This window comes from Pseudomonas asiatica (assembly GCF_040214835.1).
Classification (GTDB): Bacteria; Pseudomonadota; Gammaproteobacteria; order Pseudomonadales; family Pseudomonadaceae; genus Aquipseudomonas; species Aquipseudomonas putida_Z.
Genome location: NZ_CP157874.1, coordinates 5818840 through 5844557, shown reverse-complemented (window position 1 = coordinate 5844557; position 25718 = coordinate 5818840). Strand labels below are relative to the sequence as shown.

Here is a 25718-nt window from a genome sequence, read left to right as displayed (position 1 = left end):
GTATGGCCGTCAAGAAACGGGGTCTCGGACGTGGGTTGGATGCACTGCTCAGTGGTCCTTCCGTCAGCGCGCTCGAAGAGCAGGCTGTGAAGATCGACCAGAAAGAACTGCAACACCTGCCGGTCGAGCTGATCCAGCGTGGCAAGTACCAGCCGCGCCGGGACATGGACCCGGAGGCGCTGGAAGAGCTCGCGCACTCGATTCGCAACCATGGCGTGATGCAACCGATCGTGGTGCGCCCGATCGATGGCAACCGCTTCGAGATCATCGCCGGTGAGCGCCGCTGGCGCGCCACCCAGCAGGCTGGCCTGGACAAGATCCCGGCGATGGTCCGCGAAGTGCCCGACGAAGCCGCCATCGCCATGGCGCTGATCGAGAACATCCAGCGCGAAGACCTCAACCCGCTGGAAGAGGCCCTGGCCCTGCAGCGGCTGCAGCAGGAGTTCGAGCTCACCCAGCAACAGGTGGCCGATGCCGTGGGCAAGTCGCGGGTGACCGTGGCCAACCTGCTGCGCCTGATCACCCTGCCTGACGCGATCAAGACCATGCTCGCCCATGGCGACCTGGAGATGGGCCACGCCCGTGCATTGCTCGGCCTGGAAGAACACCGCCAGGAAGAGGGGGCGCGTCATGTTGTCGCACGTGGCCTCACCGTGCGCCAAACCGAGGCACTGGTTCGTCAGTGGCTCAGCGACAAACCTGATCCGGTCGAACCGAGCAAACCTGATCCGGATATCGCACGCCTTGAACAGAGGCTCGCAGAGCGCCTGGGCTCGGCCGTGCAGATCCGCCATGGCAACAAGGGCAAAGGCCAATTGGTTATTCGCTACAACTCGCTTGACGAGTTGCAAGGCGTGCTTGCTCACATCCGCTGAAACAATTCCCGTTGTAGCGCGCAGTCGGAAATCACTACCGAATAGTTGAATAGGGGTTAATCCACCCCTATACTCTGCGCGCATTTTGTCGGCACAAATTATGCCAAGTCATAACTGACTTGCTGGTCGACTTCCGAGGAGCAGTTGTGATGGAAATCCGCACGCCAAACCGCCTGCCTTTCCATCGCTGGGCGGTTTTCCCGGTACTGCTGGCTCAATTCGTCGTACTGCTGCTGGCAACGTTGGTGTTGTGGCAGTGGAAAGGGGCGGTCAGTGGATATTCAGGCCTTTGCGGAGGTTTGATTGCCTGGCTACCCAATGTGTATTTCGCCTGGAAGGCTTTTCGCTTCAGCGGGGCCCGGGCGGCACAAGCCATCGTCAAGTCGTTCTACGCTGGCGAGGCAGGCAAGATGATTTTGACGGCAGTGCTTTTTGCACTGACCTTCGCAGGAGTGAAGCCACTGGCGCCGTTAGCAGTATTCGGCGTCTTCGTGTTGACCCTTTTGGTCAGCTGGTTCGCGCCCCTGCTGATGAATAAAAGACTTTCGAGACCTTAGGGCGTTTGAGGCAACCATGGCAGCAGAAACCGCTTCGGGCTATATCCAGCACCACTTGCAGAACCTGACCTACGGTCAACTACCAGACGGCAGCTGGGGCTTCGCCCATTCGGCTGCAGAAGCCAAGGCAATGGGCTTCTGGGCGTTCCACCTGGACACCCTGGGTTGGTCCGTCGCGCTGGGTCTGATCTTCCTGTTCATCTTCCGCATGGCGGCCAAGAAGGCGACTTCCGGCCAACCTGGCGGCCTGCAGAACTTCGTAGAAGTGATGGTGGACTTCGTCAACGGCAGCGTGAAGGACTCCTTCCACGGCCGTAGCCCGGTAATCGCTCCGCTGGCGCTGACCATTTTCGTCTGGGTATTCCTGATGAACGCCGTCGACCTGGTACCGGTCGACTGGATTCCTCAGCTGGCCATCCTGATCTCCGGTGACCCGCACATTCCGTTCCGCGCCGTGTCGACCACCGACCCGAACGCGACCCTGGCCATGGCCTTCTGCGTGTTCGCCCTGATCATCTTCTACAGCATCAAGGTCAAGGGCCTGGGCGGCTTCATCGGTGAGCTGACCCTGCACCCGTTCGGCAGCAAGAACATCTTCGTTCAGATCCTGCTGATTCCGGTCAACTTCCTGCTGGAATTCGTCACCCTGATCGCCAAGCCGATCTCGCTGGCACTGCGTCTGTTCGGCAACATGTATGCCGGCGAACTGGTGTTCATCCTGATCGCTGTAATGTTCGGCTCCGGCCTGCTGTGGCTCAGCGGCCTGGGTGTGGTGCTGCAATGGGCGTGGGCTGTGTTCCACATCCTGATCATCACCCTGCAAGCTTTCATCTTCATGATGCTGACCATCGTCTACCTGTCGATGGCTCACGAAGATAACCATTAAGACCGCCTGGCGTGTCTGATAGCCTTCCCCGCCTGTTCGGGGGGAGGGCTTAAAAAGTCCGCAAGGGCATGCTGTACCAAACGATTTGTTTTACCGCTTCAAACTAAAAACCTAACCAATACGACGTAAAAGTCGGGAGGAAAGATGGAAACTGTAGTTGGTCTGACCGCTATCGCTGTTGCTCTGCTGATCGGCCTGGGTGCTCTGGGTACCGCCATTGGTTTCGGCCTGCTGGGCGGCAAGTTCCTGGAAGGCGCTGCTCGTCAACCAGAAATGGTTCCGATGCTGCAGGTTAAAATGTTCATCGTTGCCGGTCTGCTCGACGCCGTAACCATGATCGGTGTTGGTATCGCTCTGTTCTTCACCTTCGCGAATCCGTTCGTTGGTCAGATCGCCGGCTAATCACTCGTCACCACGAGTTGATGGCTGTATGAATTAAGACCGAGCGAGGTGTTGGCGTGAACATTAATGCAACCCTGATTGGCCAATCCGTTGCTTTTCTGATTTTTGTACTCTTCTGCATGAAGTATGTATGGCCTCCGGTCATCACTGCCCTGCAAGAGCGCCAAAAGAAGATTGCCGACGGCTTGGACGCTGCCAACCGCGCAGCTCGCGACCTGGAGCTGGCCCAAGAGAAAGCGGGTCAGCAACTGCGTGAAGCTAAAGCACAGGCAGCCGAAATCATCGAGCAAAGCAAGAAACGCGCTGCTCAGCTTGTCGAGGAAGCCCGTGATCAGGCCCGCGTCGAAGCTGACCGTGTGAAAGCTCAGGCTCTGGCCGAGATCGAACAGGAACTGAACAGCGCTAAAGACGCCCTGCGTGCCCAAGTGGGTGCCCTGGCCGTTGGTGGTGCTGAAAAGATCCTTGGCGCCACAATCGATCAAAACGCGCATGCGGAGCTGGTTAACAAACTGGCCGCTGAAATTTAAGCGAGGGCGATCATGGCAGAACTGACCACGTTGGCCCGACCTTACGCTAAGGCTGCCTTTGAGCATGCCCAGGCCCATCAGCAACTGGCCAATTGGTCAGCCATGCTCGGCCTGGCTGCTGCGGTGTCGCAAGACGACACCATGCAGCGCCTGCTCAAGGCCCCGCGACTGACGAGCGCAGAAAAGGCCGCCACGTTCATTGACGTGTGCGGTGACAAGTTCAATGCACAGGCACAGAATTTCATTCATGTTGCCGCGGAAAACGACCGTCTCCTGCTTCTGCCGGAGATTGCCGCCCTGTTCGACCTGTACAAGGCCGAGCAAGAGAAATCCGTGGACGTGGAAGTCACCAGTGCCTTCGCGTTGAACCAAGAACAGCAAGACAAACTCGCCAAGGTTCTCAGTGCACGGTTAGGCCAGGAAGTGCGCCTGCACGCGTCGGAGGATGCCAGCCTGATTGGCGGCGTCGTCATCCGCGCTGGTGACCTGGTAATCGATGGCTCTGTTCGCGGCAAAATCGCGAAACTGGCCGAAGCATTGAAATCTTGAGTTTGAAGGGGCAGCAGAGCAATGCAGCAACTCAATCCTTCCGAAATTAGTGAAATCATCAAGGGCCGCATCGACAACCTCGATGTGAGCTCCCAAGCCCGTAACGAAGGTACCGTTGTTTCGGTATCCGACGGTATCGTGCGGATCCACGGTCTGGCCGACGTCATGTACGGCGAAATGATCGAGTTCCCTGGCAGCGTATTCGGCATGGCCCTGAACCTGGAGCAAGACTCCGTAGGTGCAGTGATCCTGGGTGCCTATGACACCCTCGCCGAAGGCATGAGCGCCAAGTGCACCGGTCGCATCCTGGAAGTTCCGGTCGGCAAAGGCCTGCTGGGCCGCGTCGTCGACGCTCTGGGTAACCCGATCGATGGCAAAGGTCCTCTGACCACCACCGAAACCGACGCGGTCGAAAAGGTCGCTCCAGGCGTGATCTGGCGTAAGTCGGTAGACCAGCCTGTACAGACTGGCTACAAGTCCGTCGACGCCATGATCCCTGTCGGCCGTGGCCAGCGCGAGCTGATCATCGGTGACCGTCAGATCGGCAAGACCGCCATGGCCATCGACGCCATCATCAACCAGAAAGACTCCGGTATTTTCTGTGTTTATGTTGCTGTCGGCCAGAAGCGTTCCACCGTTGCCAACATCGTTCGCAAGCTGGAAGAAGCCGGCGCCCTGGCCAACACCATCGTGGTCGTTGCCAGTGCTTCGGAATCCGCCGCACTGCAGTTCCTGGCGCCATACGCCGGCTGCACCATGGGCGAGTTCTTCCGTGACCGCGGTGAAGACGCCCTGATCGTTTACGATGACCTGTCCAAGCAGGCCGTTGCCTACCGTCAGATCTCCCTGCTGCTGCGCCGTCCACCAGGACGTGAAGCGTACCCAGGTGACGTGTTCTATCTCCACTCCCGTCTGCTGGAGCGTGCATCGCGCGTTTCGGAAGAGTACGTCGAGAAGTTCACCAACGGTGCTGTGACTGGCAAAACCGGTTCCCTGACCGCCCTGCCGATCATCGAAACCCAGGCTGGCGACGTTTCCGCCTTCGTTCCGACCAACGTGATTTCCATCACCGACGGTCAGATCTTCCTGGAATCGGCCATGTTCAACTCGGGCATCCGCCCTGCAGTGAACGCCGGTGTTTCGGTATCCCGCGTAGGTGGTGCCGCTCAGACCAAGATCATCAAGAAGCTGTCCGGTGGTATCCGTACCGCTCTGGCTCAGTACCGTGAACTGGCTGCATTCGCCCAGTTCGCTTCCGATCTGGACGAAGCGACCCGCAAGCAGCTGGAGCATGGTCAGCGCGTTACCGAACTGATGAAGCAGAAGCAGTACGCGCCGATGTCCATCGCGGACATGGCCCTGTCGCTGTACGCCGCTGAGCGTGGCTTCCTGACTGACGTAGAAGTCTCCAAGATCGGTAGCTTCGAGCAAGCACTGATCGCCTTCTTCAACCGTGATCACGCTGAACTGATGGCGAAGATCAACGTGAAGGGTGACTTCAACGACGAAATCGATGCAGGCCTGAAAGCCGGTATCGAGAAGTTCAAGGCCACCCAGACCTGGTAAGCCGCAGCGGGGGCTCAGGCCCCCGCTTGCTAACCTGATAGGTGATACATGGCAGGCGCAAAAGAGATTCGCAGTAAGATTGCGAGCATCAAAAGCACGCAAAAAATTACCAGCGCCATGGAGAAAGTGGCGGTCAGCAAGATGCGCAAAGCACAAATGCGCATGGCTGCTAGCCGTCCTTACGCGGAGCGTATCCGCCAGGTGATCGGTCATCTGGCCAACGCCAACCCGGAATACCGCCACCCGTTCATGATCGAGCGCCCTGTAAAGCGCGCCGGTTATATCGTGGTGAGCAGTGACCGTGGTCTGTGCGGTGGCTTGAACACCAACCTGTTCAAGGCCCTGGTCAAGGACATGAACGAAAACCGCGAACAGGGCGTGGAAATCGACCTGTGCGTGATCGGCAGCAAGGGTGCGACTTTCTTCCGCATCTTTGGCGGTAACGTCGTAGCCGCGATCAGCCACTTGGGCGAAGAGCCATCGATCAACGATCTGATCGGCTCCGTCAAAGTAATGCTGGACGCCTACCTGGACGGCCGTATCGATCGCCTCTCGGTGGTTTCGAACAAGTTCATCAACACCATGACCCAGAAGCCAACGGTCGAGCAATTGGTACCGTTGGTGGCAACCCCGGATCAGGATCTCAAGCATCACTGGGACTACCTGTACGAACCCGACGCAAAAGAGCTGCTGGACGGCTTGATGGTGCGTTACGTGGAGTCGCAGGTGTACCAGGCGGTGGTCGAGAACAACGCTGCTGAACAAGCGGCCCGGATGATCGCCATGAAGAACGCCACAGACAACGCCGGTGATTTGATCAAAGAGCTTCAGTTGATCTACAACAAGGCGCGTCAGGCTGCGATCACCCAGGAGATCTCGGAAATCGTCGGCGGCGCTGCCGCGGTTTAACGGTTCAAATATTCAGAGGATCCAGCTATGAGTAGCGGACGTATCGTTCAAATCATCGGCGCCGTCATCGACGTGGAATTCCCACGTGACGTCGTGCCGAGTGTTTACAACGCGCTGAAAGTACAAGGCGCGGAAACCACCCTGGAAGTTCAGCAGCAGCTGGGCGACGGCGTGGTTCGTACCATTGCGATGGGCTCGACCGAAGGCCTGAAGCGCGGTCTGGAAGTCGTTGACTCCGGCGCTGCCATTTCCGTTCCTGTTGGTAAGGCCACCCTGGGCCGTATCATGGACGTACTGGGCAACCCGATCGACGAGGCCGGCCCGATCGGCGAAGAAGAGCGTCGCGGTATCCACCAGCCAGCGCCTTCGTTCGCTGACCAGGCAGGCGGTAACGACCTGCTGGAAACCGGCATCAAGGTTATCGACCTGGTTTGCCCGTTCGCCAAGGGTGGTAAGGTTGGTCTGTTCGGTGGTGCCGGTGTCGGCAAGACCGTAAACATGATGGAACTGATCCGTAACATCGCCATGGAACACAGCGGTTACTCCGTGTTCGCTGGTGTGGGTGAGCGTACTCGTGAGGGTAACGACTTCTACCACGAGATGAAGGACTCCAACGTTCTCGACAAGGTAGCACTGGTCTACGGTCAGATGAACGAGCCACCAGGAAACCGTCTGCGCGTAGCGCTGACCGGCCTGACCATGGCCGAGAAGTTCCGTGACGAAGGTAACGACGTTCTGCTGTTCGTCGACAACATCTATCGTTACACCCTGGCCGGTACCGAAGTATCCGCACTGCTGGGCCGTATGCCTTCGGCAGTAGGTTACCAGCCGACCCTGGCTGAAGAGATGGGCGTTCTGCAAGAGCGTATCACCTCCACCAAGGAAGGTTCGATCACCTCCGTTCAGGCCGTATACGTACCTGCGGACGACTTGACCGACCCGTCGCCAGCGACCACCTTCGCCCACTTGGACGCCACCGTCGTTCTGTCCCGTGACATCGCCTCCCTGGGTATCTACCCAGCGGTCGACCCACTGGACTCGACTTCGCGCCAGCTGGACCCGAACGTGATCGGCAACGAGCACTACGAGACCGCTCGTGGCGTTCAGTATGTTCTGCAGCGCTACAAAGAGCTGAAGGACATCATCGCGATCCTGGGTATGGACGAACTGTCCGAAGCCGACAAGCAACTGGTAGCCCGCGCTCGTAAGATCCAGCGCTTCCTGTCGCAGCCGTTCTTCGTGGCCGAAGTCTTCACCGGTTCCCCAGGCAAGTACGTTTCCCTGAAAGACACCATCGCTGGCTTCAGCGGCATCCTCAAAGGTGACTACGACCACCTGCCAGAACAAGCGTTCTACATGGTCGGCAGCATCGACGAAGCGATCGAGAAAGCCAAGAAACTGTAATTCCTGCGCCCCGCAAGGGGCGCTATCAGGTTGAGGCAAGCAGATGGCTATGACAGTCCATTGCGATATCGTCAGCGCGGAAGGAGAGATCTTCTCCGGCCTGGTCGAGATGGTAGTTGCGCACGGTAACCTAGGTGATCTTGGTATCGCTCCGGGTCACGCGCCGCTGATCACCAATCTCAAGCCTGGTCCGATCACGCTGACCAAGCAGGGTGGCGCCCAAGAGGTGTTTTACATCTCTGGTGGTTTCCTCGAGGTTCAGCCGAACATGGTCAAGGTGCTTGCCGATACCGTGCAACGTGCTGCAGACCTGGATGAAGCTCAGGCTCAGGAAGCCCTCAAGGCTGCCGAGAACGCCCTGAATCTGAAAGGCGCGGACTTCGACTACGGCGCCGCCGCCGCACGTCTGGCCGAGGCCGCAGCTCAGCTGCGTACCGTCCAGCAAATGCGCAGAGGCAAGTAATCGGCCCTCGGCTGATAACTTCTGTAGCGATTGAGTAAAAGGGTAGCCTCGGCTACCCTTTTTCTTTTTCTGATTTCTCCCCCCGGTCATTTCACTGACCACCCAGGATTGGTAGCCAGTAATGTCACTCGATATCGTTATTCTCGCCGCCGGCCAAGGCACCCGCATGCGCTCGGCGCTGCCCAAGGTGCTGCACCCGGTAGCCGGCAACTCCATGCTCGGCCATGTTATCCACAGCGCGCGCCAGTTGCAGCCGCAAGGTATTCATGTGGTCATTGGCCATGGTGCCGAGCTGGTTCGCGAGCGCCTGGCCGCCGACGACCTGAACTTTGTCATGCAGGACAAGCAGCTGGGTACCGGTCATGCGGTTGCCCAGGCACTACCGGCCTTGACCGCCGAAACCGTGCTGGTGCTGTACGGTGATGTGCCGTTGATCGAAGTGGAAACCCTGCAGCGTCTGCTGGCCAAGGCCAACGAGCAGCAGCTGGGCCTGCTCACGGTGACCCTCGACGACCCGACCGGCTATGGCCGCATCGTGCGTGACGAGCAGGGCAAGGTGACCGCCATCGTTGAGCACAAGGACGCCAGCGATGCGCAGAAAGCGATCAAGGAAGGCAACACCGGTATTCTGGCCCTGCCAGCCGCGCGCCTGGCCGACTGGATGGGCCGTCTGTCGAACAACAACGCTCAGGGCGAGTATTACCTGACCGACGTCATCGCCATGGCTGTGGCCGATGGCCTGGTGGTGGCTACCGAACAGCCGCACGACCCGATGGAAGTGCAAGGTGCCAACGACCGCCGCCAGTTGTCGGAGCTGGAGCGCCACTACCAGTTGCGCGAAGGCCGTCGCCTGATGGCCCAGGGTGTGACCCTGCGCGACCCGGCGCGCTTCGATGTCCGCGGTGAAGTGACCGTTGGCCGTGACGTGCTGATCGACATCAACGTGATTCTCGAAGGCAAGGTGGTCATCGAGGATGATGTGCAGATCGGCCCTAACTGCGTGATCAAGAACACCACCCTGCGCAAAGGCGCAGTGGTCAAGGCCAACAGCCACCTCGAAGGCGCCGTGATGGGCGAGGGCAGCGATGCCGGCCCGTTCGCCCGCCTGCGCCCCGGCAGTGTGCTGGATGCCAAGGCCCATGTGGGTAACTTCGTCGAACTGAAAAACGCCCACCTCGGGGAAGGCGCCAAGGCCGGTCACCTGACCTACCTGGGCGATGCCGAAATCGGTGCGCGCACCAACATCGGCGCCGGCACCATTACCTGCAACTACGATGGCGCCAACAAGTTCAAGACCGTGATGGGCGAGGACGTGTTCATCGGCTCGAACAACTCGTTGGTAGCGCCTGTGGAAATCAAGGCTGGTGCGACCACTGCTGCCGGTTCGACCATCACCCAGACCGTGGAGGCAGGCGACCTGGCGGTAGCTCGTGCCCGTCAGCGCAACATCTCGGGTTGGAAGCGGCCGGAGAAGATCAAGAAGAGCTGAGTTATACACAGCTGTTTCGATCGAAAGCCGACTTATGTGAATAAGTCGGCTTTTTATTTTGCGGCATATCGCACCCTCTGTAGGAGCGGCCTTGTGTCGCGATGGGCTGCAAAGCAGCCCCGGCAATTTCTGTTTTCCCTCGAAAACCTGGGGCCGCGCTGCGGCCCATCGCGACACAAGGCCGCTCCTACAGAAGCCGCGCCAGTGCAGAGAGAATCTATCCACAGGGCAGCGATAACTTGACGAATCGCTCATCTTAGGTTTTGATTGCCACCATTATCTTTCGAATCGAAACTTAAGCGCTCATGTCGAAACGAAACACCCCGCAGCGGCGGCACAACATCCTGGCTTTGCTCAGCGAGCAGGGCGAGGTGAGTGTGGACGCGTTGGCCAAGCGTTTCGCTACCTCGGAAGTCACCATCCGCAAGGACCTCGCTGCCCTCGAAACCAACGGCCTGTTGCTGCGGCGCTACGGTGGCGCGGTCCCGGTGCCACAAGAGTTGCTCGGCGAACCTGCCCAGCCGGTGTCTTCCTATAAAAAGGCCATCGCCCGCGCCGCCGTGGCACGTATCCGCGAACATGCGCGCATCATCATCGACAGCGGTAGCACCACGGCAGCCATGATCCCCGAACTGGGGCGCCATCCTGGCCTGGTGGTGATGACCAATTCGATGAACGTGGCCCGCGCCATCTGCGACCTCGAACACGAGCCGGTGCTGCTGATGACCGGTGGCACCTGGGACCCGCATTCCGAGTCGTTCCAGGGCCAGGTGGCCGAGCAAGTGTTGCGCTCCTACGATTTCGACCAGCTGTTCATCGGCGCCGACGGCATCGACCTCGGTCGTGGTACCACCACCTTCAACGAACTTCTCGGGCTGAGCCGGGTCATGGCCGAAGTCGCCCGTGAAGTGATCGTGATGGTCGAATCGGACAAGGTAGGGCGCAAGATCCCCAACCTCGAGCTGCCCTGGGGCAGCGTGCACACCCTTATTACCGACGAACGCCTGCCCGCAGCGGCACGCGAACAAATTCAAGCCCGCGGCATCAACCTGATCTGCGCCGCGATCAGCCAGGAGCAATAAACCATGTGTGGAATCGTTGGTGCCGTCGCCGAACGCAACATCACAGCCATCCTGATCGAAGGCCTCAAGCGTCTTGAGTACCGCGGGTACGACAGCGCCGGCCTGGCCGTCCTCACCCAGAACGGTGAACTGCAGCGCCGTCGCCGTATCGGCAAGGTCAGTGAACTGGAAGCCGCTGTTGCCGCCGAGCCACTGGCCGGCCAGCTGGGCATCGCCCACACTCGCTGGGCCACCCACGGTGCGCCGACCGAGGGCAACGCCCACCCGCACTTCTCGGGCAATGAAGTGGCCGTGGTGCACAACGGCATCATCGAGAACCACGAAGAACTGCGCGAAGAGCTGAAGGGCCTTGGCTATGTCTTCACTTCACAGACCGATACCGAAGTCATCGTCCACCTGATCCACCACACCCTGAAGAGCATTCCGGACTTGACCGATGCCCTGAAGGCTGCGGTGAAGCGCTTGCATGGTGCTTACGGCCTGGCGCTGATCAGTGCCAAGCAGCCTGACCGCCTGGTAGCCGCACGCAGTGGCAGCCCGCTGGTCATCGGCCTGGGCCTGGGCGAGAACTTCCTGGCGTCCGACCAGCTGGCCCTGCGCCAGGTCACCGACCGCTTCATGTACCTGGAAGAAGGCGACATTGCTGAAATCCGCCGTGACCAGGTCTCCATCTGGGACCAGGATGGCCACAAGGTCCAGCGCGAAACCGTGCAGTACCACGAAGGTGCCGAAGCTGCCGACAAAGGCACCTACCGCCACTTCATGCTCAAGGAAATCCACGAGCAGCCAAGCGTGGTGCAGCGCACCCTGGAAGGTCGCCTGGGCAAGGACAACGTGATGGTCCAGGCCTTCGGCCCGCAGGCTGCCGAACTGTTCGCCAAGGTGCGTAACGTGCAGATCGTTGCCTGCGGTACCAGCTACCACGCCGGCATGGTCGCCCGTTACTGGCTGGAAAGCCTGGCCGGGATCCCGTGCCAGGTCGAAGTGGCCAGCGAGTTCCGTTACCGCAAGGTGGTAGTTCAGCCGGACACCCTGTTCGTCTCCATCTCGCAGTCTGGCGAAACCGCCGACACCCTGGCCGCACTGCGCAACGCCAAGGAGCTGGGCTTCCTCGGTAGCCTGGCGATCTGCAACGTCGGTATCAGCTCGCTGGTGCGTGAGTCGGACCTGACCCTGCTGACTCTGGCTGGCCCGGAAATCGGCGTGGCGTCGACCAAGGCTTTCACCACCCAGCTGGTTTCGCTGATGCTGCTGACCCTGGCTCTGGGCCAGGTGCGCGGTACCCTGGAAGCCGGTGTCGAAGCCGAGCTGGTTGAAGAACTGCGCCGCCTGCCGGCCCGCCTGGGCGAAGCCCTGGCCATGGACGCCACCGTCGAGAAAATCGCCGAGCTGTTCGCCGACAAGCACCACACCCTGTTCCTCGGCCGTGGTGCGCAGTACCCGGTGGCGATGGAAGGTGCGCTCAAGCTCAAGGAAATCTCTTACATCCACGCCGAAGCCTACCCGGCAGGCGAGCTGAAGCACGGCCCGCTGGCGCTGGTGGATAGCGACATGCCGGTGGTTACCGTTGCGCCGAACAACGAACTGCTGGAGAAGCTGAAGTCCAACCTGCAGGAAGTACGCGCCCGTGGTGGCGAGCTGGTAGTGTTTGCCGATGAGCAGGCCGGCATGACCAATGGCGAAGGTACCCACGTGATCAAGGTGCCGCACATCGCCGACGCCCTGGCGCCGATCCTTTACACCATCCCGCTGCAGCTGCTGTCTTACTACGTGGCCGTGCTCAAGGGCACCGACGTGGACCAGCCGCGTAACCTGGCCAAGTCGGTTACGGTCGAGTAAGCCAGAAGCCAGGGGCGCTTTGCGCCCCATCGCGACACAAGGCCGCTCCTACAGGAGAACGCAATTTCCTGTAGGAGCGGCCTTGTGTCGCGATGGGCTGCAAAGCAGCCCCCCGGCTATCTCACCTCAAATCTGCATCGCCATCCCGTCCACATTCATCGCTGCCTGGCGCAAGGCCTCGGAGCGGGTCGGGTGGGGGTGGCAGGTGAGGGCGATGTCTTCCGCCGAGGCCGAGAACTCCATGGCCACGCAGAACTCACCGATCATCTCGCTGACACTTGGGCCTACCAGGTGCACACCCAGCACTTCGTCGGTCTCGGCATCGGCGATGACCTTGGCGAAGCCTTCGGTCTCGTGGTTGATCTTGGCCCGGCTGTTGGCCGTGAACGGGAACTTGCCGACTTTATAGGCACGCCCTTCGGCCTTGAGCTGCTCTTCGGTCTTGCCCACGGTGGCCAGCTCCGGGCGGGTGTAGATCACGCCAGGGATAAGGTTGTAGTTGACCTCGTGGGGCTTGCCGGCGATGCGTTCGATGCAGGCCACCGCTTCGTCTTCGGCTTTGTGCGCCAGCATCGGGCCGGAGGTGACGTCGCCAATCACCCAGATACCCGGCACGGAAGTGCGGTGGTGGTCGTTGCCGAGCATGCCGCGCTTGTCGGTTTCCAGGCCCACGCTTTCCAGGTTCAGCCCTTTGGTATAGGGGCGTCGTCCGATGGCGACGAGTACATAGTCAGCTTGCAGCGTTTCTGCGGTGCCACCGGCGGCCGGCTCCAGGGTCAGGTTCACGCCATCGGCGCTGGCGCTGGCCTGGGTCACCTTGCTGCCCAGCTTGAACACCATGCCTTGCTTGGCCAGGGCCTTCTGCAGGGTCTTGGCGGTTTCTTCGTCGGTACCCGGGCAGATGCGGTCGAGGTATTCGATGACCGTGACCTGGCTGCCCAGGCGGCGCCATACCGAACCCAGCTCAAGGCCGATCACGCCGGCGCCGATGACGACCAGGTGCTTGGGCACCTGTGGCAGCGACAGCGCGCCGGTCGAGTCGATGATGCGCTGGTTGTCGATGGTCACGCCCGGCAGGGGCGTAGGTTCGGAGCCGGTGGCAATGACAATGTCCTTGGCCTGCAATGCGGTTTCGCTACCGTCCTCAGCCTTGACCACGACCTTGCCGACGCCATCCAGGCGGCCCCAGCCCTTGATCCAGTCGACCTTGTTCTTGCGGAACAGGTACTCGATGCCCTTGGTCAGGCCGGTCACGCTCTCGTCCTTCTGTTTCATCATCTGGGCGAGGTTGAGGTTAGGTTTGACTTCGATACCGAGGTGGGCGAACTCGTCACCACTGGCGGCTTCATACAGCTCGGAAGCATGCAGCAGCGCCTTGGAGGGCATGCAGCCCACGTTCAGGCAGGTGCCACCCAAGGTCGAGCGGCCTTCCACGCAGGCTACGCTCAGGCCCAGTTGGCCGGCGCGGATGGCTGCGTTGTAGCCGCCAGGGCCACCGCCGATGATCACCACGTCATAGGATTTCATGGGTTCAACTCCAGGATGAAGAAGCGCAAGAGGGGCACAAGGTTAAGCTGAGACGCAAAAATTGTATACAATCTGCTGCGTGGATAAGATCAGTTGGTTCTAGACCATGGTCTCGTTTAGAGGAAACATCCCACGAATGAACTACTCTGATCCGGCGACGTTCGAAATATCAGGCGTCGTGGCCAAATACGGACAGGAGGGTCGTTCATGCTTGCGCAACTTCCACCGGCACTGCAAAGCCTGCATCTGCCGCTGCGGCTGAAACTGTGGGACGGTAACCAGTTCGATCTGGGGCCTAGCCCGCAGGTCACTATCCTGGTCAAGGAGCCACAGCTGATCAGCCAGTTGAGCCACCCGAGCATGGACCAGCTGGGCACAGCTTTCGTCGAAGGCAAGCTGGAGCTGGAGGGCGATATTGGTGAGGCCATCCGCGTATGCGATGAGCTGAGCGAAGCGCTACTGACCGATGAGGACGACGCTCCACCGGAGCGCCGGGCCCATGACAAGAGCACCGACGCCGAAGCCATTTCCTACCATTACGATGTTTCCAACGAGTTCTACCAGCTATGGCTGGATCAGGACATGGCCTACTCGTGCGCCTACTTCCGCGAGCCGGACAACACGCTGGATCAGGCACAGCAGGACAAATTCGATCATCTGTGCCGCAAGCTGCGCCTGGATGCAGGAGAGTACCTGCTCGACGTCGGCTGCGGATGGGGCGGGCTGGCGCGTTTCGCTGCTCGCGAATATGGCGCCAAGGTGTTTGGTATCACCTTGAGCAAGGAGCAACTCAAGCTCGGTCGCGAGCGGGTGAAGGCAGAGGGGTTGGCCGACAAGGTCGACCTGCAGATTCTCGACTACCGCGACCTGCCTCAGGATGGCCGCTTCGACAAGGTTGTCAGCGTTGGCATGTTCGAGCATGTCGGGCATGCCAACCTGGCGCTGTATAGCCAGAAGCTGTTCGGTGCCGTGAGGGAAGGGGGGCTGGTGATGAATCACGGTATCACCGCCAAGCATGTCGATGGCCGCCCGGTCGGGCGTGGCGCTGGCGAGTTCATCGATCGCTACGTCTTCCCCCATGGCGAGCTGCCGCACCTGTCGATGATCAGTGCCAGCATCTGTGAAGCGGGCCTGGAGGTGGTAGACGTGGAAAGCCTGCGTTTGCACTACGCCAAGACCTTGCACCACTGGAGCGAGAACCTGGAGAACCAGCTGCACAAGGCGGCGGCGCTGGTGCCCGAGAAGACTTTGCGCATCTGGCGCCTGTACCTGGCCGGGTGTGCCTATGCCTTCCAGAAGGGGTGGATCAACCTGCATCAGATCCTGGCCGTGAAGCCGTACGCCGATGGGCACCATGACCTGCCTTGGACGCGTGAAGACCTGTATCGCTGAATTGCTCCAAAGCATGCAAGCGCGCCACCATACCCTGTGGGAGCGGGTTTACCCGCGAATGCGTCGGTACAGCCACTGACGTCTTCGCGGGTAAACCCGCTCCCACAAGGTCCGCGATACCCTGCAACGGGCGCAGGCGCATCAGAGAATCGGCGAAATCAGCCGCGCAATCCGCATCCCCAGTTGCTGCAGCCGATGAGTATCGCGGCTGTCCTCCGCAGTAATTTCCCGTGCCTGTTCAAAGTCATTGTTCAGCATGTTCTCGACCTGGTCAGCGAAGCCGCGGTCGACTGTCAGCAGGGTGATTTCGAAGTTCAGGCGGAACGAGCGGTTGTCCAGGTTGGCACTGCCGATCGCGCTGACATCGTCATCCACCAGCACCACCTTCTGATGCAGGAAGCCCGGTTGGTAGCGGAACATGCGCACACCCGCACGTACCGCTTCGAAGGCGAAAAGGCTGGAAGCGGCATAGACGATGCGATGGTCTGGGCGTGACGGAATCAGCACTCGCACATCGACCCCACGCAGTACCGCCAAACGCAACGCGGCGAAAACCGCCTCGTCGGGGATGAAGTACGGGCTGGTGATCCACACGCGCCGGGAGGCTGAATGGATCGCCTCAAGGAAGAACAGCGAGCAGGTTTCCTGTGGGTCGGCCGGGCCGCTGGCCAAGGCTTGGCAAAGCACGCCGTTGTCCGGGTAGGCATCCGGCAGAATCAGCGGTGGTAGCTGGCGCGTGGCCCAGTACCAGTCTTCGGCGAACGATTCCTGCAGGCAGGCCAGCACCGGCCCGCTGATCTGCACATGGGTGTCGCGCCAGGGTGAGAGCTGCGGGTGGCCACCGAGGTACTCATCGCCCACGTTGTGCCCGCCGATGAAACCGAGCAAGCCATCCACCACCACGATCTTGCGGTGGTTACGGAAGTTCACCTGGAAGCGGTTGAACCAGCCACGACGGGTTGCGAAGGCATGAATCTGTACACCACCGTCGCGCAGCAACTGGCTGTAGCTTGCCGGCAAGGCGTGGCTGCCGACACGGTCATACAGCACGAACACCCGCACCCCCTCGGCGGCCTTGCGCAGCAGCAGTTGCTGCAGCGCTTTGCCAAGGTTGTCGTCATGGATGATGAAGAACTGCACCAACACTACGTCGCGGGCTTTTTCGATGGCGGCGAATATTGCATCGAATGTTGCCTTGCCATCGATCAGCAGCTTCACCTCGTTATTGGCAAGGCAGGGCATGCGCCCGAGCTTGGGCATGGCGCGCAACGCCGCATAGCTTTCCGACTCGCGGGCGGTAAGGGCTTCTTCTACCCAAGGCCGCCAGTTGAGGTTGGCCATGGCCACATGCATTTCCTGGTTGGCCTGGCGCCGGGCCTTGATGTAGGCATAGAACGAGCGCGCACCAAAGATCAGGTAAGGGATCAGGGTGAGGTAGGGGATGAAGAACAACGGCATGGCCCAGGCGATTGCGCCTTGGGCAGTGCGCACGGTGAACAGTGCGTGCAGTGCGGCGACGATACCCAGCAGGTGAACCAGGCCGAGTAGGTAACCGAAGAAGTAGGGGCTGTGGTAGTCCATATGCATCCTGCTTGCCGAGTACACTTGAGTAACAGAACACGTTCCCGGTCCGCCTTGCAACCTGCAGGTGGATTTGGCGTCTAAGGCTCAGCCCGGCCCGCTTGGCCGGCTTTTTTCCAGGAGCGTTCGTCCATGAAGATTCGTCTGCCACTGTTGGCGTTGGCCCTAGGTGTGAGCAGCCCGCTGGTGCATGCTCAGATGCTACAGCCAGGTTTGTGGGAGCTGACCACCAGCAACATGCAGGTCGATGGCAAGCCGTTACCCGACATGGAGTTCATGCTCGGCCAGTTGAAGAACCTGCCGCCAGAGCAGCGTGCGATGATGGAAGGGGTGCTGGCCAAGCAGGGAGTGACTGTTGGGGGTAAGGGGGTGCGCTCGTGCCTGACGCCAGAACAAGTGGCAACCAACGATATCCCGCTGCAGGATCCGAAGTCAGGGTGTACCCAGAAGATCACCGACCGCACCGGCAATGTGTGGAAATTTCAGTTCAGCTGCCCCAAAGCGCAGGGCAGCGGCCAGGCGACATTCCTCAGTGACCGGGAATTCACCACCCAGGTCAATGGAACGTTCAACGCCTCGGGTGTACAGCAGCAAGGCAGCATGAACACCCGTGCCGTGTGGTTGGGTAATGACTGCGGCTCGGTCAAGCCGCGCAGCTGACATCCCATTGCCACTGGCTGGTCGCAACAACATCGTGGGCATGCAGGCTTTCTGCATGTTCCACGCGCAGCTTGAAGGCCGTGCTCCATTCCATTTGCCGTAGCGCCTTGTGCAGGCGTCGTGCGGCGTCTTCGCAGAACATCAGGTTCTGGCCGTTGGCCAAGGCAAAGGCTTGTTCGTCTGCGCGCTTCACTGCGGTCTGCACCGCTGTCCCCAGGCTTGCTTCTATGCGGTCGATCAACTCGGTGATTGGCAGTACCTGCTGATTGCTGCGCAGTCTTACCTGGATTTGCGCGCTACTACGTTGGCTATGGGGCGTCGCTACGATGCCTTCGGCGCTGCCAAGCCACTGTAGAACTGCAGATTTGTCGACCTGCTCGGCGCTGAAATGCGCCTGGAACTGCTGCTGAATCAGCTGCCGTGCAAGTGCAGCCGAGCATGGGCAGGTCGAGGAGTAAGGGACGGAAACGGATAGTTCCACGTGGAACATTTCATTTTCGATCCTTGCATCGACTGTGACGGCATAGCTTTTCCAACCCTCCAGCGGGCTGATCAATGCAGGCCTTTTTAGCAGATGCTCGAAGCGCAAACGCAGATAGGCTGCGGAGGAAAGGCCTTCGTGGCTGCTGAGGAAGTCAGTCAGCAGCTGGTGGATGGTGAGCGGCGTCAGGGGCTGATGCGCCAACGACTCCAGGGCGAGATAAAGCCGCGACATATGGATACCGCGTGAGCTGCCGTCTACCAGGCTAACGCCAGCATCGACAGTGGCAGCTGCTGTGCGCCCCTCGAACTGCACGGGTTGGGCGATCCCGCACATACCCACCCAGTTCAAAGGCAAGGCGTATTCATGGGTTTGTGCGGCAATGTCGGGGAGCTTGAGCTGAGTCATCTGGTATTCCAAACAAAAGGGAGATCAGCGGCCACCACCGATCAAGCTGCAATGCCGGGAGGGGCACCCTGGCACGTGGCGGGTCCATTTCTCCTCCCGGTGGGCACTCGTTCGTCACGAACGGCTTGGCGAAATTGTATTGTTACTTTATAACATTGTGCAATGCATCGTTTCGAATGCGCTCGCCTGAAGAGGTTTCGCCATGTCCAACCGTCTCCCTGTCACCGTGCTGTCCGGCTTCCTTGGCGCCGGCAAGAGCACCTTGCTCAACCATGTGCTGCGTAACCGCAACAACCTGCGGGTTGCGGTCATCGTCAATGACATGAGCGAAATCAACATTGATGCCAGCGAGGTGCAGCGCAATGTAAGCCTCAACCGTGCCGAGGAGAAGCTGGTGGAGATGAGCAATGGCTGCATCTGCTGCACGTTGCGTGAAGACCTGCTCGAGGAGGTGGCGCGGCTGGCCGAAGAAGGGCGTTTCGATTATTTGCTGATCGAGTCCACGGGGATCTCGGAGCCACTGCCGGTGGCCGAGACCTTCACCTTCCGCGACGAACAGGGCCGCAGCCTGTCCGACATGGCGCGTCTGGACACCATGGTCACTGTGGTCGATGGCTTGAACTTCCTGCGTGATTACCAGGCAGCAGACAGCCTGGCCAGCCGTGGCGAAACCCTTGGTGAGGAGGACGAGCGCTCGATCAGTGACTTGCTGATCGAGCAGGTCGAGTTCGCCGATGTACTGTTGCTGAGCAAGATCGACCTGATCAGCCAGCACGAGCGCGAAGAGCTCATGGCCATTCTGCGCAGCCTCAATGCCCGGGCGCAGATCGTGCCCATGGTCATGGGCCAGGTACCGCTGGAACGCATCCTTGACACCGGCCTGTTCGACTTCGACCAGGCCGCCCAGGCACCGGGCTGGCTGCAAGAGTTGCGCGGCGAGCATGTGCCGGAAACCGAAGAGTACGGCATTGCCGCCACCACCTGGCAGGCCCGGCGCCCCCTTCATCCACAGCGCTTTTTCGATTTTATCCACACGCCTTGGAGCAATGGCCGACTGCTGCGTTCCAAAGGCTTTTTCTGGCTGGCCAGCAAATACCAGGAGGCCGGCAGCTGGTCGCAGGCAGGCGGCATGATGCGCCATGGCCTGGCGGGCCGCTGGTGGCGTTTCGTGCCACGCGAGCAGTGGCCACAGGATGTGGATAACACCACCGCGATCTTGAAGAACTGGGTTGCCGAGAGCGGTGACTGCCGCCAGGAACTGGTGTTCATCGGGCAGAATATCGACTTCGAAAAATTATCCACAGCACTCGATGCATGCCTTTTGACCGATCAGGAAATGGAATTGGGGCACATGGGCTGGTTGCGCCTGCCCGATCCGTTCGGTCCATGGCATGAGGAGGCGGCAGCATGAACCCTGCACGCAAGCCTGTGGATATTTTCCAGGTATTTGGCGAGACACCGCAGGTGCTGACCGATGTGCTGCAGGATGGCGTGAACCTGGCGGTATGGCGCCGACGCTTGCCGCCACAACTGGAGGACTTTGCCGCCCTGGTAGTCAGCCTCGGCCAGCCCTTGGCAGACCAGCGCGTCATCGATGTGGACGAGCAGCACATGCCGGTATTCACCGAACTCTTGCGCGAAGCGGCCGACTTGCACGGCTATGAGGCATTCGTGGCGGATGTGGCTTGGCTGGTGGCGGCCTATACCTGCCTGGTGGGTGCGCAGCGGGTCGGTTTGCGCCTGCGGGTACTGACAGGCCCGATGTGCCCGCGCTTCCATGTGGATAACGTTCCGCTGCGTCTGCTCACTACCTACGCAGGCCCAGGTAGCGAGTGGTTGAAAGAGGACGCGAGCCCTCGTGGCAACTTACACACAGCAATACCGCCTGTGGATAACGTTCAGCACCTGCAAGCTGGCGACGTGGCTGTGCTCAAAGGTGAGAAGTGGCAGGGCAACGAAGGTGCGGGTCTGGTGCATCGTTCGCCGTCGGGGCAGCTGGGGCGCCTGATGCTCAGCCTTGACTGGCTGGCCTGACAGCGCATAGTGAGGCATCACCATCGCCCGAAGCCGCCCCATGCTGCAGAACATTCCCACCCACGTGATTGCCGGCCCGCTGGGGGCCGGCAAGACCACCCTGATCCGTCACCTGCTGGCCCAGCGCCCGGCCAATGAGCGCTGGGCGGTATTGATCAACGAATTCGGCCTGGTAGGCCTGGATGCGGCCTTGCTCAGCCGTGACGAAGACGGCATCGCCATCGGCGAGGTCGCAGGTGGCTGCCTGTGCTGCGTCAATGGCATGCCGTTCCAGGTGGGCCTGGGCCGACTGCTGCGCAAATCCCGCCCTGACCGGCTGTTCATCGAGCCGTCCGGGCTGGGTCATCCCTTGCAGTTGCTCGCTCAGTTGCAAAAAGCCCCTTGGGCTGGAGTGCTGACAATACAGCCATTGCTGATAGTCGTGGACGCGCAGTCGATGGTCCGGAACGAGCAGCTTACGGAGGCTCAACAGCAGGCGTTCGATGCTGCTGAAAGCGTTGTCTTGAACAAATCAGAGGCTGTGGATCAAAGCACTAAGTTGTTGATAACTAATAAATTTTATGGAAAGAAAATCTTCTGGACTGTCCAAGGTAGGTTGCCCTTGTCGGACCTTCCGGCTGTAACCAATGGCATTGTCGACAGCTCGGTTGTGGATAACAGGATTGTCGACAATCTTGTAAATCCACCGGCAGCGCTATGGGCAGATCCCGGGCAGCCTATCTGTCTTGCCCAGCAGGGGGAGGGAGGTTGGAGCATCGGCTGGCGCTGGCACCCTGGCCAGCAGTTTTATCCACAGCGGCTGCAGGCGTTCTTGCGGGCTTGGCCGTGGCGGCGCGCGAAGGGGGTTATCCACAGCGTGGAGGGCTGGCAATCATTCAATGGCCTGAATGGGGACATGCCTGCCTGGCAGCCAAGCGACTGGCGCAGGGATACGCGTATCGAGCTGATTTTCGACCAGCCGCAATCGCAATCCGCGCTGCAGGCCGGGTTAAGCGAATGTCGTGTCAGCTGATCAGTTGCGCCAGCGGTTGTGCTCCTGGCGCCACTGCTGCATCTCGATGACATTGTCGGTGCGTGGTGGGGTCTTGATCTCGAACGGGTAGGGCGCCAGTTCAATCTGCACGCTGTGGGCGCCGAACTGGGTCACGGTACCGGGGTGGCGCTGTTCGCCCGTGACGGTGAACTCGAATGCGTAGACGCGCGCCAGGCGCTTGCGGCCGTTGGCGTCACGGACAAAGGCGATACGCTTGAGAGCGACCGCGTCGTCGAGCAGTTCGAGGTCGAGCTTGGCGCAATGCTGTTTGACCCGTTCCAGGGCTTTCTCGCGCAACCCGTGGTTGTGCCACAACCAGGCGCCTGCCGTGGCGACCAGCATCAGGACGAAGAGGTTTTCCAGGGTCAACATTTGCGTATGCTCCAAACAGGTCGATCCAGCTTAACTGCGTCCCTGGCCTGTCGTACAGGTGGCAATCGAGTTCATACTGCGTTGCGCACAATCCCTGAAACAGCTTTGGAAACCTCCCGCATGAAACGTACCCCGCACCTGCTCGCCATCCAGTCCCACGTGGTGTTCGGCCACGCCGGCAACAGCGCCGCGGTGTTTCCCATGCAGCGTATCGGGGTCAATGTGTGGCCGCTCAATACCGTGCAGTTCTCCAATCACACACAGTATGGCCAGTGGGCGGGTGAAGTGCTTGCCCCCGCGCAAATTCCTGCGTTGGTGGAAGGCATTTCCAACATCGGCGAACTGGGCCATTGCGACGCGGTGCTGTCCGGTTACCTGGGCAGCGCCGAACAAGGTCGGGCGATTCTGGCCGGCGTCGAGCGGATCAAGGCAGTCAACCCAAAGGCTTTGTACCTTTGCGACCCGGTCATGGGGCACCCTGAGAAGGGCTGCATCGTGCCAGCGGAAGTCAGCGAGTTTCTGCTCGACGAGGCGGCTGCCAGGGCTGACATCCTGTGCCCCAACCAGCTGGAGCTGGACAGCTTCTGTGGCCGCCGAGCGCAGTCGCTGGAGGACTGCGTGAACATGGCGCGCAGCCTGTTGCAGCGCGGGCCGCAGGTGGTGCTGGTCAAGCACCTGGCCTACCCCGGGCGCGCCGAAGACCAGTTCGAGATGCTGCTGGTGACCGCCGAGCAAAGCTGGCACCTGCGCCGCCCGCTGCTGGCGTTCCCGCGGCAGCCGGTAGGGGTGGGTGACCTGACTTCAGGCCTGTTCCTGGCCCGCGTTCTGCTCGGCGACGGCTGGGTGCAGGCGTTCGAATTCACCGCTGCGGCCGTACACGAAGTGCTGCTCGAAACCCAGGCCTGCTCCAGCTATGAACTGCAGCTGGTGCGGGCCCAGGACCGCATTGCGCACCCAAGGGTACGCTTCGAGGCACAGCTGCTGGCGCTTTAAATCGCGTCGGTTTTCAGGTCCTGGTAGCGCTTTTCCAGCTCCTGGCGGATCTGTCGGCGCTGCTGGCCCTGCAGGAAGCGGCGCTTTTCTTCACTGCTTTGCGGCTGGCGCGGCGGCACCTGCACCGGGCGACGGTTGTCGTCGACCGCGACCATGGTGAAGAAGCAGCTGTTGGAATGGCGCACCGAGCGCTCGCGGATGTTCTCGGTCACCACCTTGATGCCCACCTCCATCGAAGTGTTGCCGGTGTAGTTGACCGACGCCAGGAAGGTCACAAGTTCACCCACGTGCACCGGCTCACGGAAGATCACCTGGTCGACCGACAGGGTGACTACATAGGTGCCGGCATAGCGGCTGGCGCACGCATAGGCCACTTCGTCGAGGTACTTGAGCAGGGTGCCGCCATGTACGTTGCCAGAAAAGTTGGCCATGTCCGGGGTCATCAGGACGGTCATGCTCAGCTGGGCGTTTCCAGGTTCCATAGTGTGCTCACGGTGAGGTTGCGCTGAATCGGGCGAATGGGGGGCATTATCTGCAGACACTTCTGTTCCCCTCTTTTGAATTTGCCTTCCTGGTACGGGACGTTGGCTGACGCTCCATCGTCACGCCGATCATGCCATCAGCGGCGCTTTTCCAGCCGATCTGTTTCTGCATATTGCACCGCCTTTTTGCGGCGGGGTGCGATGTTAACCTGACTACACCCATGCAACATGGGCTTTTCCTGCATTCAAAACAGTATGTACTTGCTGCTCGCTCAGGGTTGCCTTGGCAGAGGAGCGGTCTGCCCAGGCATCCAGCAACGGACGAGAAAAGGAGTATCACGCCATGCATGCCATCAGCTTCATCCAGGACCTGGCAGTCATCATGCTGGTTGCTGGCGTGGTCACCATTCTCTTCCACCGCCTCAAGCAGCCCGTGGTGCTGGGCTACATCGTCGCTGGCTTCATCATCGGCCCGCACACCCCACCGTTCGGCCTGATCCACGACGAAGACACCATCAAGACCCTCGCCGAGCTGGGGGTGATCTTCCTGATGTTCTGCCTGGGGCTCGAATTCAGCCTGCGCAAGCTGTTCAAGGTAGGCGCCACGGCGTTCATCGCGGCGTTCCTGGAAATCGTGCTGATGATCTGGATCGGCTTCGAGATCGGCCGCTGGTTCGGCTGGAACACCATGGATTCGCTGTTCCTCGGCGCCATCCTGGCGATTTCCTCGACCACCATCATCGTCAAGGCGCTCAACGACCTGAAGATGAAGAACGAGCGTTTCGCCCAGCTGATATTCGGCGTGCTGATCGTCGAGGACATCCTCGGTATCGGCATCATCGCCCTGCTGTCGGGCATTGCCGTCAGCGGCACGGTCAGCTCGGGCGAGGTGTTCTCCACTGTCGGCAAGCTGTCGCTGTTCATGATCGTTGCGCTGGTCATCGGCATCCTGCTGGTGCCGCGCCTGCTGGCCTACGTGGCCAAGTTCGAAAGCAACGAGATGCTGCTGATAACCGTATTGGGCCTGTGCTTCGGCTTCTGCCTGCTGGTGGTGAAGCTCGAGTACAGCATGGTGCTTGGCGCCTTCCTGATTGGCGCGATCATGGCCGAATCGCGCCAGTTGCTGAAGATCGAGAGCCTGATCGAACCGGTACGCGACCTGTTCAGCGCCATCTTCTTCGTCGCCATCGGCCTGATGATCGACCCCCAGGTGCTGATCGACTACGCCTGGCCAATCGTGGTCATTACCCTGGCGGTGGTATTGGGCAAGATGTTGTCGTGTGGCATGGGCGCGTTCATTGCCGGAAATGACGGGCGTACATCGCTGCGGGTGGGCATGGGGCTTTCGCAGATTGGCGAGTTTTCCTTCATCATCGCCGCGCTGGGCATGACCCTGCAGGTGACCAGCGACTTCCTCTACCCGGTGGCTGTGGCGGTATCGGCAATCACCACGCTGCTGACACCCTACCTGATCCGTGCCGCCGACCCGCTGTCGCTCAAGCTGGGCAAGGTGGTGCCCAGCCGCCTGGCGCGGGTGCTGTCGTTGTATGGCGAATGGTTGCGCAGCATCCAGCCGCAGGGCGAGGGCGCCATGCTCGCGGCGATGATCCGGCGCATCCTGTTGCAGGTTGGGGTGAACCTGGCGCTGGTGATCGCCATCTTCTTCAGTGGTGGCTATTTCGCCGGGCGGATCGGCAACTGGCTCAGCGAGTGGGTCAGCGATGCCAGCCAACAGAAAGCGCTGATCTGGGGCGCAGCGCTATTGCTGTCGCTGCCATTCCTGATTGCCGCCTATCGAAAGCTCAAGGCGCTGTCGATGCTACTGGCAGAGATGGGCGTCAAGCCGGAAACGGCCGGGCGGCATACCCAGCGCGTGCGCCGTGTGATTGCCGAGGTGATCCCGCTGTTGTCGCTGCTGGTGATTTTCCTGCTGCTCTCGGCGCTGTCGGCGAGCATTCTGCCCACCAGCGAGCTGCTGCTGGTGATTGCCGTGGTGGCTGCGGTGGTGGTGGCCTTGCTGTGGCGCTGGTTTATCCGCGTGCATACGCGCATGCAGATTGCCTTGCTGGAGACGCTGGAGAACAGCCGCGAGAATACGCACTGAGGGGGCAATACTCCCTGCGCAAGATTTCACCGTCGTCCGAGGGGATGGAGCGGTAGCGATGTCGCCAAGCGCAGAAAGCCTGGCGATTTTGACTACGTTGATG

At 60.4% G+C, this 25718-nt stretch carries 25 protein-coding genes; 20 read left to right on the top strand and 5 right to left on the bottom strand.

The window, feature by feature from the left end:
- Positions 1–2: 2 nt before the first annotated feature.
- The 13 genes from ABNP31_RS26075 to glmS all read left to right on the top strand — a co-directional run bounded on the left by ABNP31_RS26075 (position 3) and on the right by glmS (position 12548).
- Positions 3–875: a ParB/RepB/Spo0J family partition protein gene (locus ABNP31_RS26075; RefSeq protein WP_075046821.1), complete on the top strand. Its 873-nt coding sequence runs from the start codon at positions 3–5 to the stop codon at positions 873–875.
- 149 nt (positions 876–1024) lie between these two features.
- Positions 1025–1432, top strand: coding sequence for a F0F1 ATP synthase subunit I (locus ABNP31_RS26070; RefSeq protein WP_008092225.1), 408 nt, complete (start codon positions 1025–1027; stop codon positions 1430–1432).
- A 16-nt stretch (positions 1433–1448) separates the two neighbouring features.
- A complete protein-coding gene (atpB, locus tag ABNP31_RS26065) occupies positions 1449–2318 on the top strand; it encodes a F0F1 ATP synthase subunit A (RefSeq protein WP_003260030.1) in 870 nt (289 codons plus the stop codon).
- A gap of 144 nt (positions 2319–2462) precedes the next feature.
- Positions 2463–2720 (top strand): F0F1 ATP synthase subunit C, encoded by a 258-nt coding sequence (atpE, locus tag ABNP31_RS26060; RefSeq protein WP_003097235.1) that lies wholly within the window; start codon positions 2463–2465, stop codon positions 2718–2720.
- Positions 2721–2776: 56 nt separating this feature from the next.
- Complete coding sequence (locus ABNP31_RS26055; RefSeq protein ID WP_003260032.1) at positions 2777–3247, top strand: F0F1 ATP synthase subunit B; 471 nt, start codon at positions 2777–2779, stop codon at positions 3245–3247.
- A gap of 12 nt (positions 3248–3259) precedes the next feature.
- Positions 3260–3796 (top strand): F0F1 ATP synthase subunit delta, encoded by a 537-nt coding sequence (locus ABNP31_RS26050; protein ID WP_003253191.1) that lies wholly within the window; start codon positions 3260–3262, stop codon positions 3794–3796.
- A gap of 21 nt (positions 3797–3817) precedes the next feature.
- On the top strand, positions 3818–5362 hold the full coding sequence (atpA, locus tag ABNP31_RS26045) for a F0F1 ATP synthase subunit alpha (RefSeq protein WP_013974906.1): 1545 nt from the start codon (positions 3818–3820) through the stop codon (positions 5360–5362).
- 48 nt (positions 5363–5410) lie between these two features.
- Entirely contained in the window at positions 5411–6271 is an 861-nt protein-coding gene (gene atpG, locus ABNP31_RS26040) for a F0F1 ATP synthase subunit gamma (RefSeq protein WP_013974905.1), read from the top strand.
- Between the two features lie 27 nt (positions 6272–6298).
- The gene (gene atpD, locus ABNP31_RS26035) at positions 6299–7675 is read left to right on the top strand and encodes a F0F1 ATP synthase subunit beta (RefSeq protein WP_013974904.1); all 1377 of its coding nucleotides are present in this window, start codon (positions 6299–6301) and stop codon (positions 7673–7675) included.
- Between the two features lie 43 nt (positions 7676–7718).
- Positions 7719–8138 carry a F0F1 ATP synthase subunit epsilon gene (locus ABNP31_RS26030; protein WP_003260039.1) on the top strand — a complete coding sequence of 140 codons (420 nt, stop codon included), beginning with the start codon at positions 7719–7721 and terminating at the stop codon, positions 8136–8138.
- Between the two features lie 121 nt (positions 8139–8259).
- A complete protein-coding gene (glmU, locus tag ABNP31_RS26025) occupies positions 8260–9627 on the top strand; it encodes a bifunctional UDP-N-acetylglucosamine diphosphorylase/glucosamine-1-phosphate N-acetyltransferase GlmU (RefSeq protein ID WP_350012883.1) in 1368 nt (455 codons plus the stop codon).
- A 305-nt stretch (positions 9628–9932) separates the two neighbouring features.
- The gene (locus ABNP31_RS26020; RefSeq protein WP_015268400.1) at positions 9933–10709 is read left to right on the top strand and encodes a DeoR/GlpR family DNA-binding transcription regulator; all 777 of its coding nucleotides are present in this window, start codon (positions 9933–9935) and stop codon (positions 10707–10709) included.
- Positions 10710–10712: 3 nt separating this feature from the next.
- Positions 10713–12548 (top strand): glutamine--fructose-6-phosphate transaminase (isomerizing), encoded by a 1836-nt coding sequence (glmS, locus tag ABNP31_RS26015; RefSeq protein WP_039612377.1) that lies wholly within the window; start codon positions 10713–10715, stop codon positions 12546–12548.
- A 126-nt stretch (positions 12549–12674) separates the two neighbouring features.
- Here the strand turns inward: glmS and lpdA are convergent, their stop codons facing one another.
- Positions 12675–14075, bottom strand: coding sequence for a dihydrolipoyl dehydrogenase (gene lpdA / locus ABNP31_RS26010; RefSeq protein WP_350012882.1), 1401 nt, complete (start codon positions 14073–14075; stop codon positions 12675–12677).
- Between the two features lie 207 nt (positions 14076–14282).
- Here lpdA and cfaB point away from each other — a divergent pair, with 207 nt between their 5' ends.
- The gene (gene cfaB, locus ABNP31_RS26005; RefSeq protein WP_085616010.1) at positions 14283–15467 is read left to right on the top strand and encodes a C17 cyclopropane fatty acid synthase CfaB; all 1185 of its coding nucleotides are present in this window, start codon (positions 14283–14285) and stop codon (positions 15465–15467) included.
- Positions 15468–15608: 141 nt separating this feature from the next.
- On the opposite strand, the gene cls is transcribed toward cfaB, so the two are convergent.
- Positions 15609–17048 carry a cardiolipin synthase gene (gene cls / locus ABNP31_RS26000; protein WP_085616008.1) on the bottom strand — a complete coding sequence of 480 codons (1440 nt, stop codon included), beginning with the start codon at positions 17046–17048 and terminating at the stop codon, positions 15609–15611.
- Between the two features lie 132 nt (positions 17049–17180).
- Here cls and ABNP31_RS25995 point away from each other — a divergent pair, with 132 nt between their 5' ends.
- On the top strand, positions 17181–17708 hold the full coding sequence (locus ABNP31_RS25995) for a DUF3617 domain-containing protein (protein WP_015272374.1): 528 nt from the start codon (positions 17181–17183) through the stop codon (positions 17706–17708).
- Here the strand turns inward: ABNP31_RS25995 and folE2 are convergent.
- Entirely contained in the window at positions 17692–18597 is a 906-nt protein-coding gene (gene folE2, locus ABNP31_RS25990) for a GTP cyclohydrolase FolE2 (RefSeq protein WP_350012881.1), read from the bottom strand. The genes ABNP31_RS25995 and folE2 overlap by 17 nt on opposite strands.
- A 202-nt stretch (positions 18598–18799) precedes the next feature.
- On the opposite strand from folE2, the gene zigA reads away from it, so the two are divergent.
- From zigA to ABNP31_RS25975, 3 genes are read left to right on the top strand one after another with little or no spacing between them, the layout of a single operon-like run.
- Complete coding sequence (gene zigA / locus ABNP31_RS25985) at positions 18800–20008, top strand: zinc metallochaperone GTPase ZigA (RefSeq protein WP_238067087.1); 1209 nt, start codon at positions 18800–18802, stop codon at positions 20006–20008.
- Entirely contained in the window at positions 20005–20631 is a 627-nt protein-coding gene (locus ABNP31_RS25980) for a DUF1826 domain-containing protein (RefSeq protein ID WP_350012880.1), read from the top strand. Before zigA ends, ABNP31_RS25980 begins: the two co-directional genes overlap by 4 nt.
- A 40-nt stretch (positions 20632–20671) precedes the next feature.
- Entirely contained in the window at positions 20672–21643 is a 972-nt protein-coding gene (locus ABNP31_RS25975; protein ID WP_350012879.1) for a CobW family GTP-binding protein, read from the top strand.
- On the opposite strand, the gene ABNP31_RS25970 is transcribed toward ABNP31_RS25975, so the two are convergent.
- Positions 21644–22036, bottom strand: coding sequence for a DUF3301 domain-containing protein (locus ABNP31_RS25970; RefSeq protein ID WP_015272369.1), 393 nt, complete (start codon positions 22034–22036; stop codon positions 21644–21646). It abuts the gene before it with no gap.
- Positions 22037–22156: 120 nt separating this feature from the next.
- Here ABNP31_RS25970 and pdxY point away from each other — a divergent pair, with 120 nt between their 5' ends.
- Complete coding sequence (gene pdxY / locus ABNP31_RS25965; protein ID WP_238067085.1) at positions 22157–23029, top strand: pyridoxal kinase PdxY; 873 nt, start codon at positions 22157–22159, stop codon at positions 23027–23029.
- On the opposite strand, the gene ABNP31_RS25960 is transcribed toward pdxY, so the two are convergent.
- The gene (locus tag ABNP31_RS25960) at positions 23026–23511 is read right to left on the bottom strand and encodes an acyl-CoA thioesterase (protein ID WP_238067084.1); all 486 of its coding nucleotides are present in this window, start codon (positions 23509–23511) and stop codon (positions 23026–23028) included. The two genes, pdxY and ABNP31_RS25960, sit on opposite strands and share 4 nt — an antisense overlap.
- Before the next feature lie 343 nt (positions 23512–23854).
- Between ABNP31_RS25960 and ABNP31_RS25955 the strand changes: the two genes are divergently transcribed.
- Positions 23855–25615: a cation:proton antiporter gene (locus ABNP31_RS25955; RefSeq protein WP_085615998.1), complete on the top strand. Its 1761-nt coding sequence runs from the start codon at positions 23855–23857 to the stop codon at positions 25613–25615.
- The last annotated feature ends 103 nt before the right edge of the window (positions 25616–25718 follow it).

Bases quoted from the DNA above. Each gene is read 5' to 3' on its own strand.
- ABNP31_RS26070 (WP_008092225.1), top strand. From the start codon at position 1,025: ATGGAAATCCGCACGCCAAACCGCCTGCCTTTCCATCGCTGGGCGGTT.
- ABNP31_RS26030 (WP_003260039.1), top strand. From the start codon at position 7,719: ATGGCTATGACAGTCCATTGCGATATCGTCAGCGCGGAAGGAGAGATC.
- ABNP31_RS25955 (WP_085615998.1), top strand. From the start codon at position 23,855: ATGCATGCCATCAGCTTCATCCAGGACCTGGCAGTCATCATGCTGGTT.
- atpG (WP_013974905.1), top strand. From the start codon at position 5,411: ATGGCAGGCGCAAAAGAGATTCGCAGTAAGATTGCGAGCATCAAAAGC.
- ABNP31_RS25975 (WP_350012879.1), top strand. From the start codon at position 20,672: ATGCTGCAGAACATTCCCACCCACGTGATTGCCGGCCCGCTGGGGGCC.
- pdxY (WP_238067085.1), top strand. From the start codon at position 22,157: ATGAAACGTACCCCGCACCTGCTCGCCATCCAGTCCCACGTGGTGTTC.
- glmU (WP_350012883.1), top strand. From the start codon at position 8,260: ATGTCACTCGATATCGTTATTCTCGCCGCCGGCCAAGGCACCCGCATG.
- folE2 (WP_350012881.1), bottom strand. From the start codon at position 18,597: ATGACTCAGCTCAAGCTCCCCGACATTGCCGCACAAACCCATGAATAC.
- lpdA (WP_350012882.1), bottom strand. From the start codon at position 14,075: ATGAAATCCTATGACGTGGTGATCATCGGCGGTGGCCCTGGCGGCTAC.
- ABNP31_RS25980 (WP_350012880.1), top strand. From the start codon at position 20,005: ATGAACCCTGCACGCAAGCCTGTGGATATTTTCCAGGTATTTGGCGAG.
- ABNP31_RS26075 (WP_075046821.1), top strand. From the start codon at position 3: ATGGCCGTCAAGAAACGGGGTCTCGGACGTGGGTTGGATGCACTGCTC.
- ABNP31_RS25960 (WP_238067084.1), bottom strand. From the start codon at position 23,511: ATGGAACCTGGAAACGCCCAGCTGAGCATGACCGTCCTGATGACCCCG.
- zigA (WP_238067087.1), top strand. From the start codon at position 18,800: ATGTCCAACCGTCTCCCTGTCACCGTGCTGTCCGGCTTCCTTGGCGCC.
- atpD (WP_013974904.1), top strand. From the start codon at position 6,299: ATGAGTAGCGGACGTATCGTTCAAATCATCGGCGCCGTCATCGACGTG.
- atpB (WP_003260030.1), top strand. From the start codon at position 1,449: ATGGCAGCAGAAACCGCTTCGGGCTATATCCAGCACCACTTGCAGAAC.
- glmS (WP_039612377.1), top strand. From the start codon at position 10,713: ATGTGTGGAATCGTTGGTGCCGTCGCCGAACGCAACATCACAGCCATC.
- cls (WP_085616008.1), bottom strand. From the start codon at position 17,048: ATGGACTACCACAGCCCCTACTTCTTCGGTTACCTACTCGGCCTGGTT.
- atpA (WP_013974906.1), top strand. From the start codon at position 3,818: ATGCAGCAACTCAATCCTTCCGAAATTAGTGAAATCATCAAGGGCCGC.
- ABNP31_RS25995 (WP_015272374.1), top strand. From the start codon at position 17,181: ATGAAGATTCGTCTGCCACTGTTGGCGTTGGCCCTAGGTGTGAGCAGC.
- ABNP31_RS25970 (WP_015272369.1), bottom strand. From the start codon at position 22,036: ATGTTGACCCTGGAAAACCTCTTCGTCCTGATGCTGGTCGCCACGGCA.
- atpE (WP_003097235.1), top strand. From the start codon at position 2,463: ATGGAAACTGTAGTTGGTCTGACCGCTATCGCTGTTGCTCTGCTGATC.
- ABNP31_RS26050 (WP_003253191.1), top strand. From the start codon at position 3,260: ATGGCAGAACTGACCACGTTGGCCCGACCTTACGCTAAGGCTGCCTTT.
- cfaB (WP_085616010.1), top strand. From the start codon at position 14,283: ATGCTTGCGCAACTTCCACCGGCACTGCAAAGCCTGCATCTGCCGCTG.
- ABNP31_RS26020 (WP_015268400.1), top strand. From the start codon at position 9,933: ATGTCGAAACGAAACACCCCGCAGCGGCGGCACAACATCCTGGCTTTG.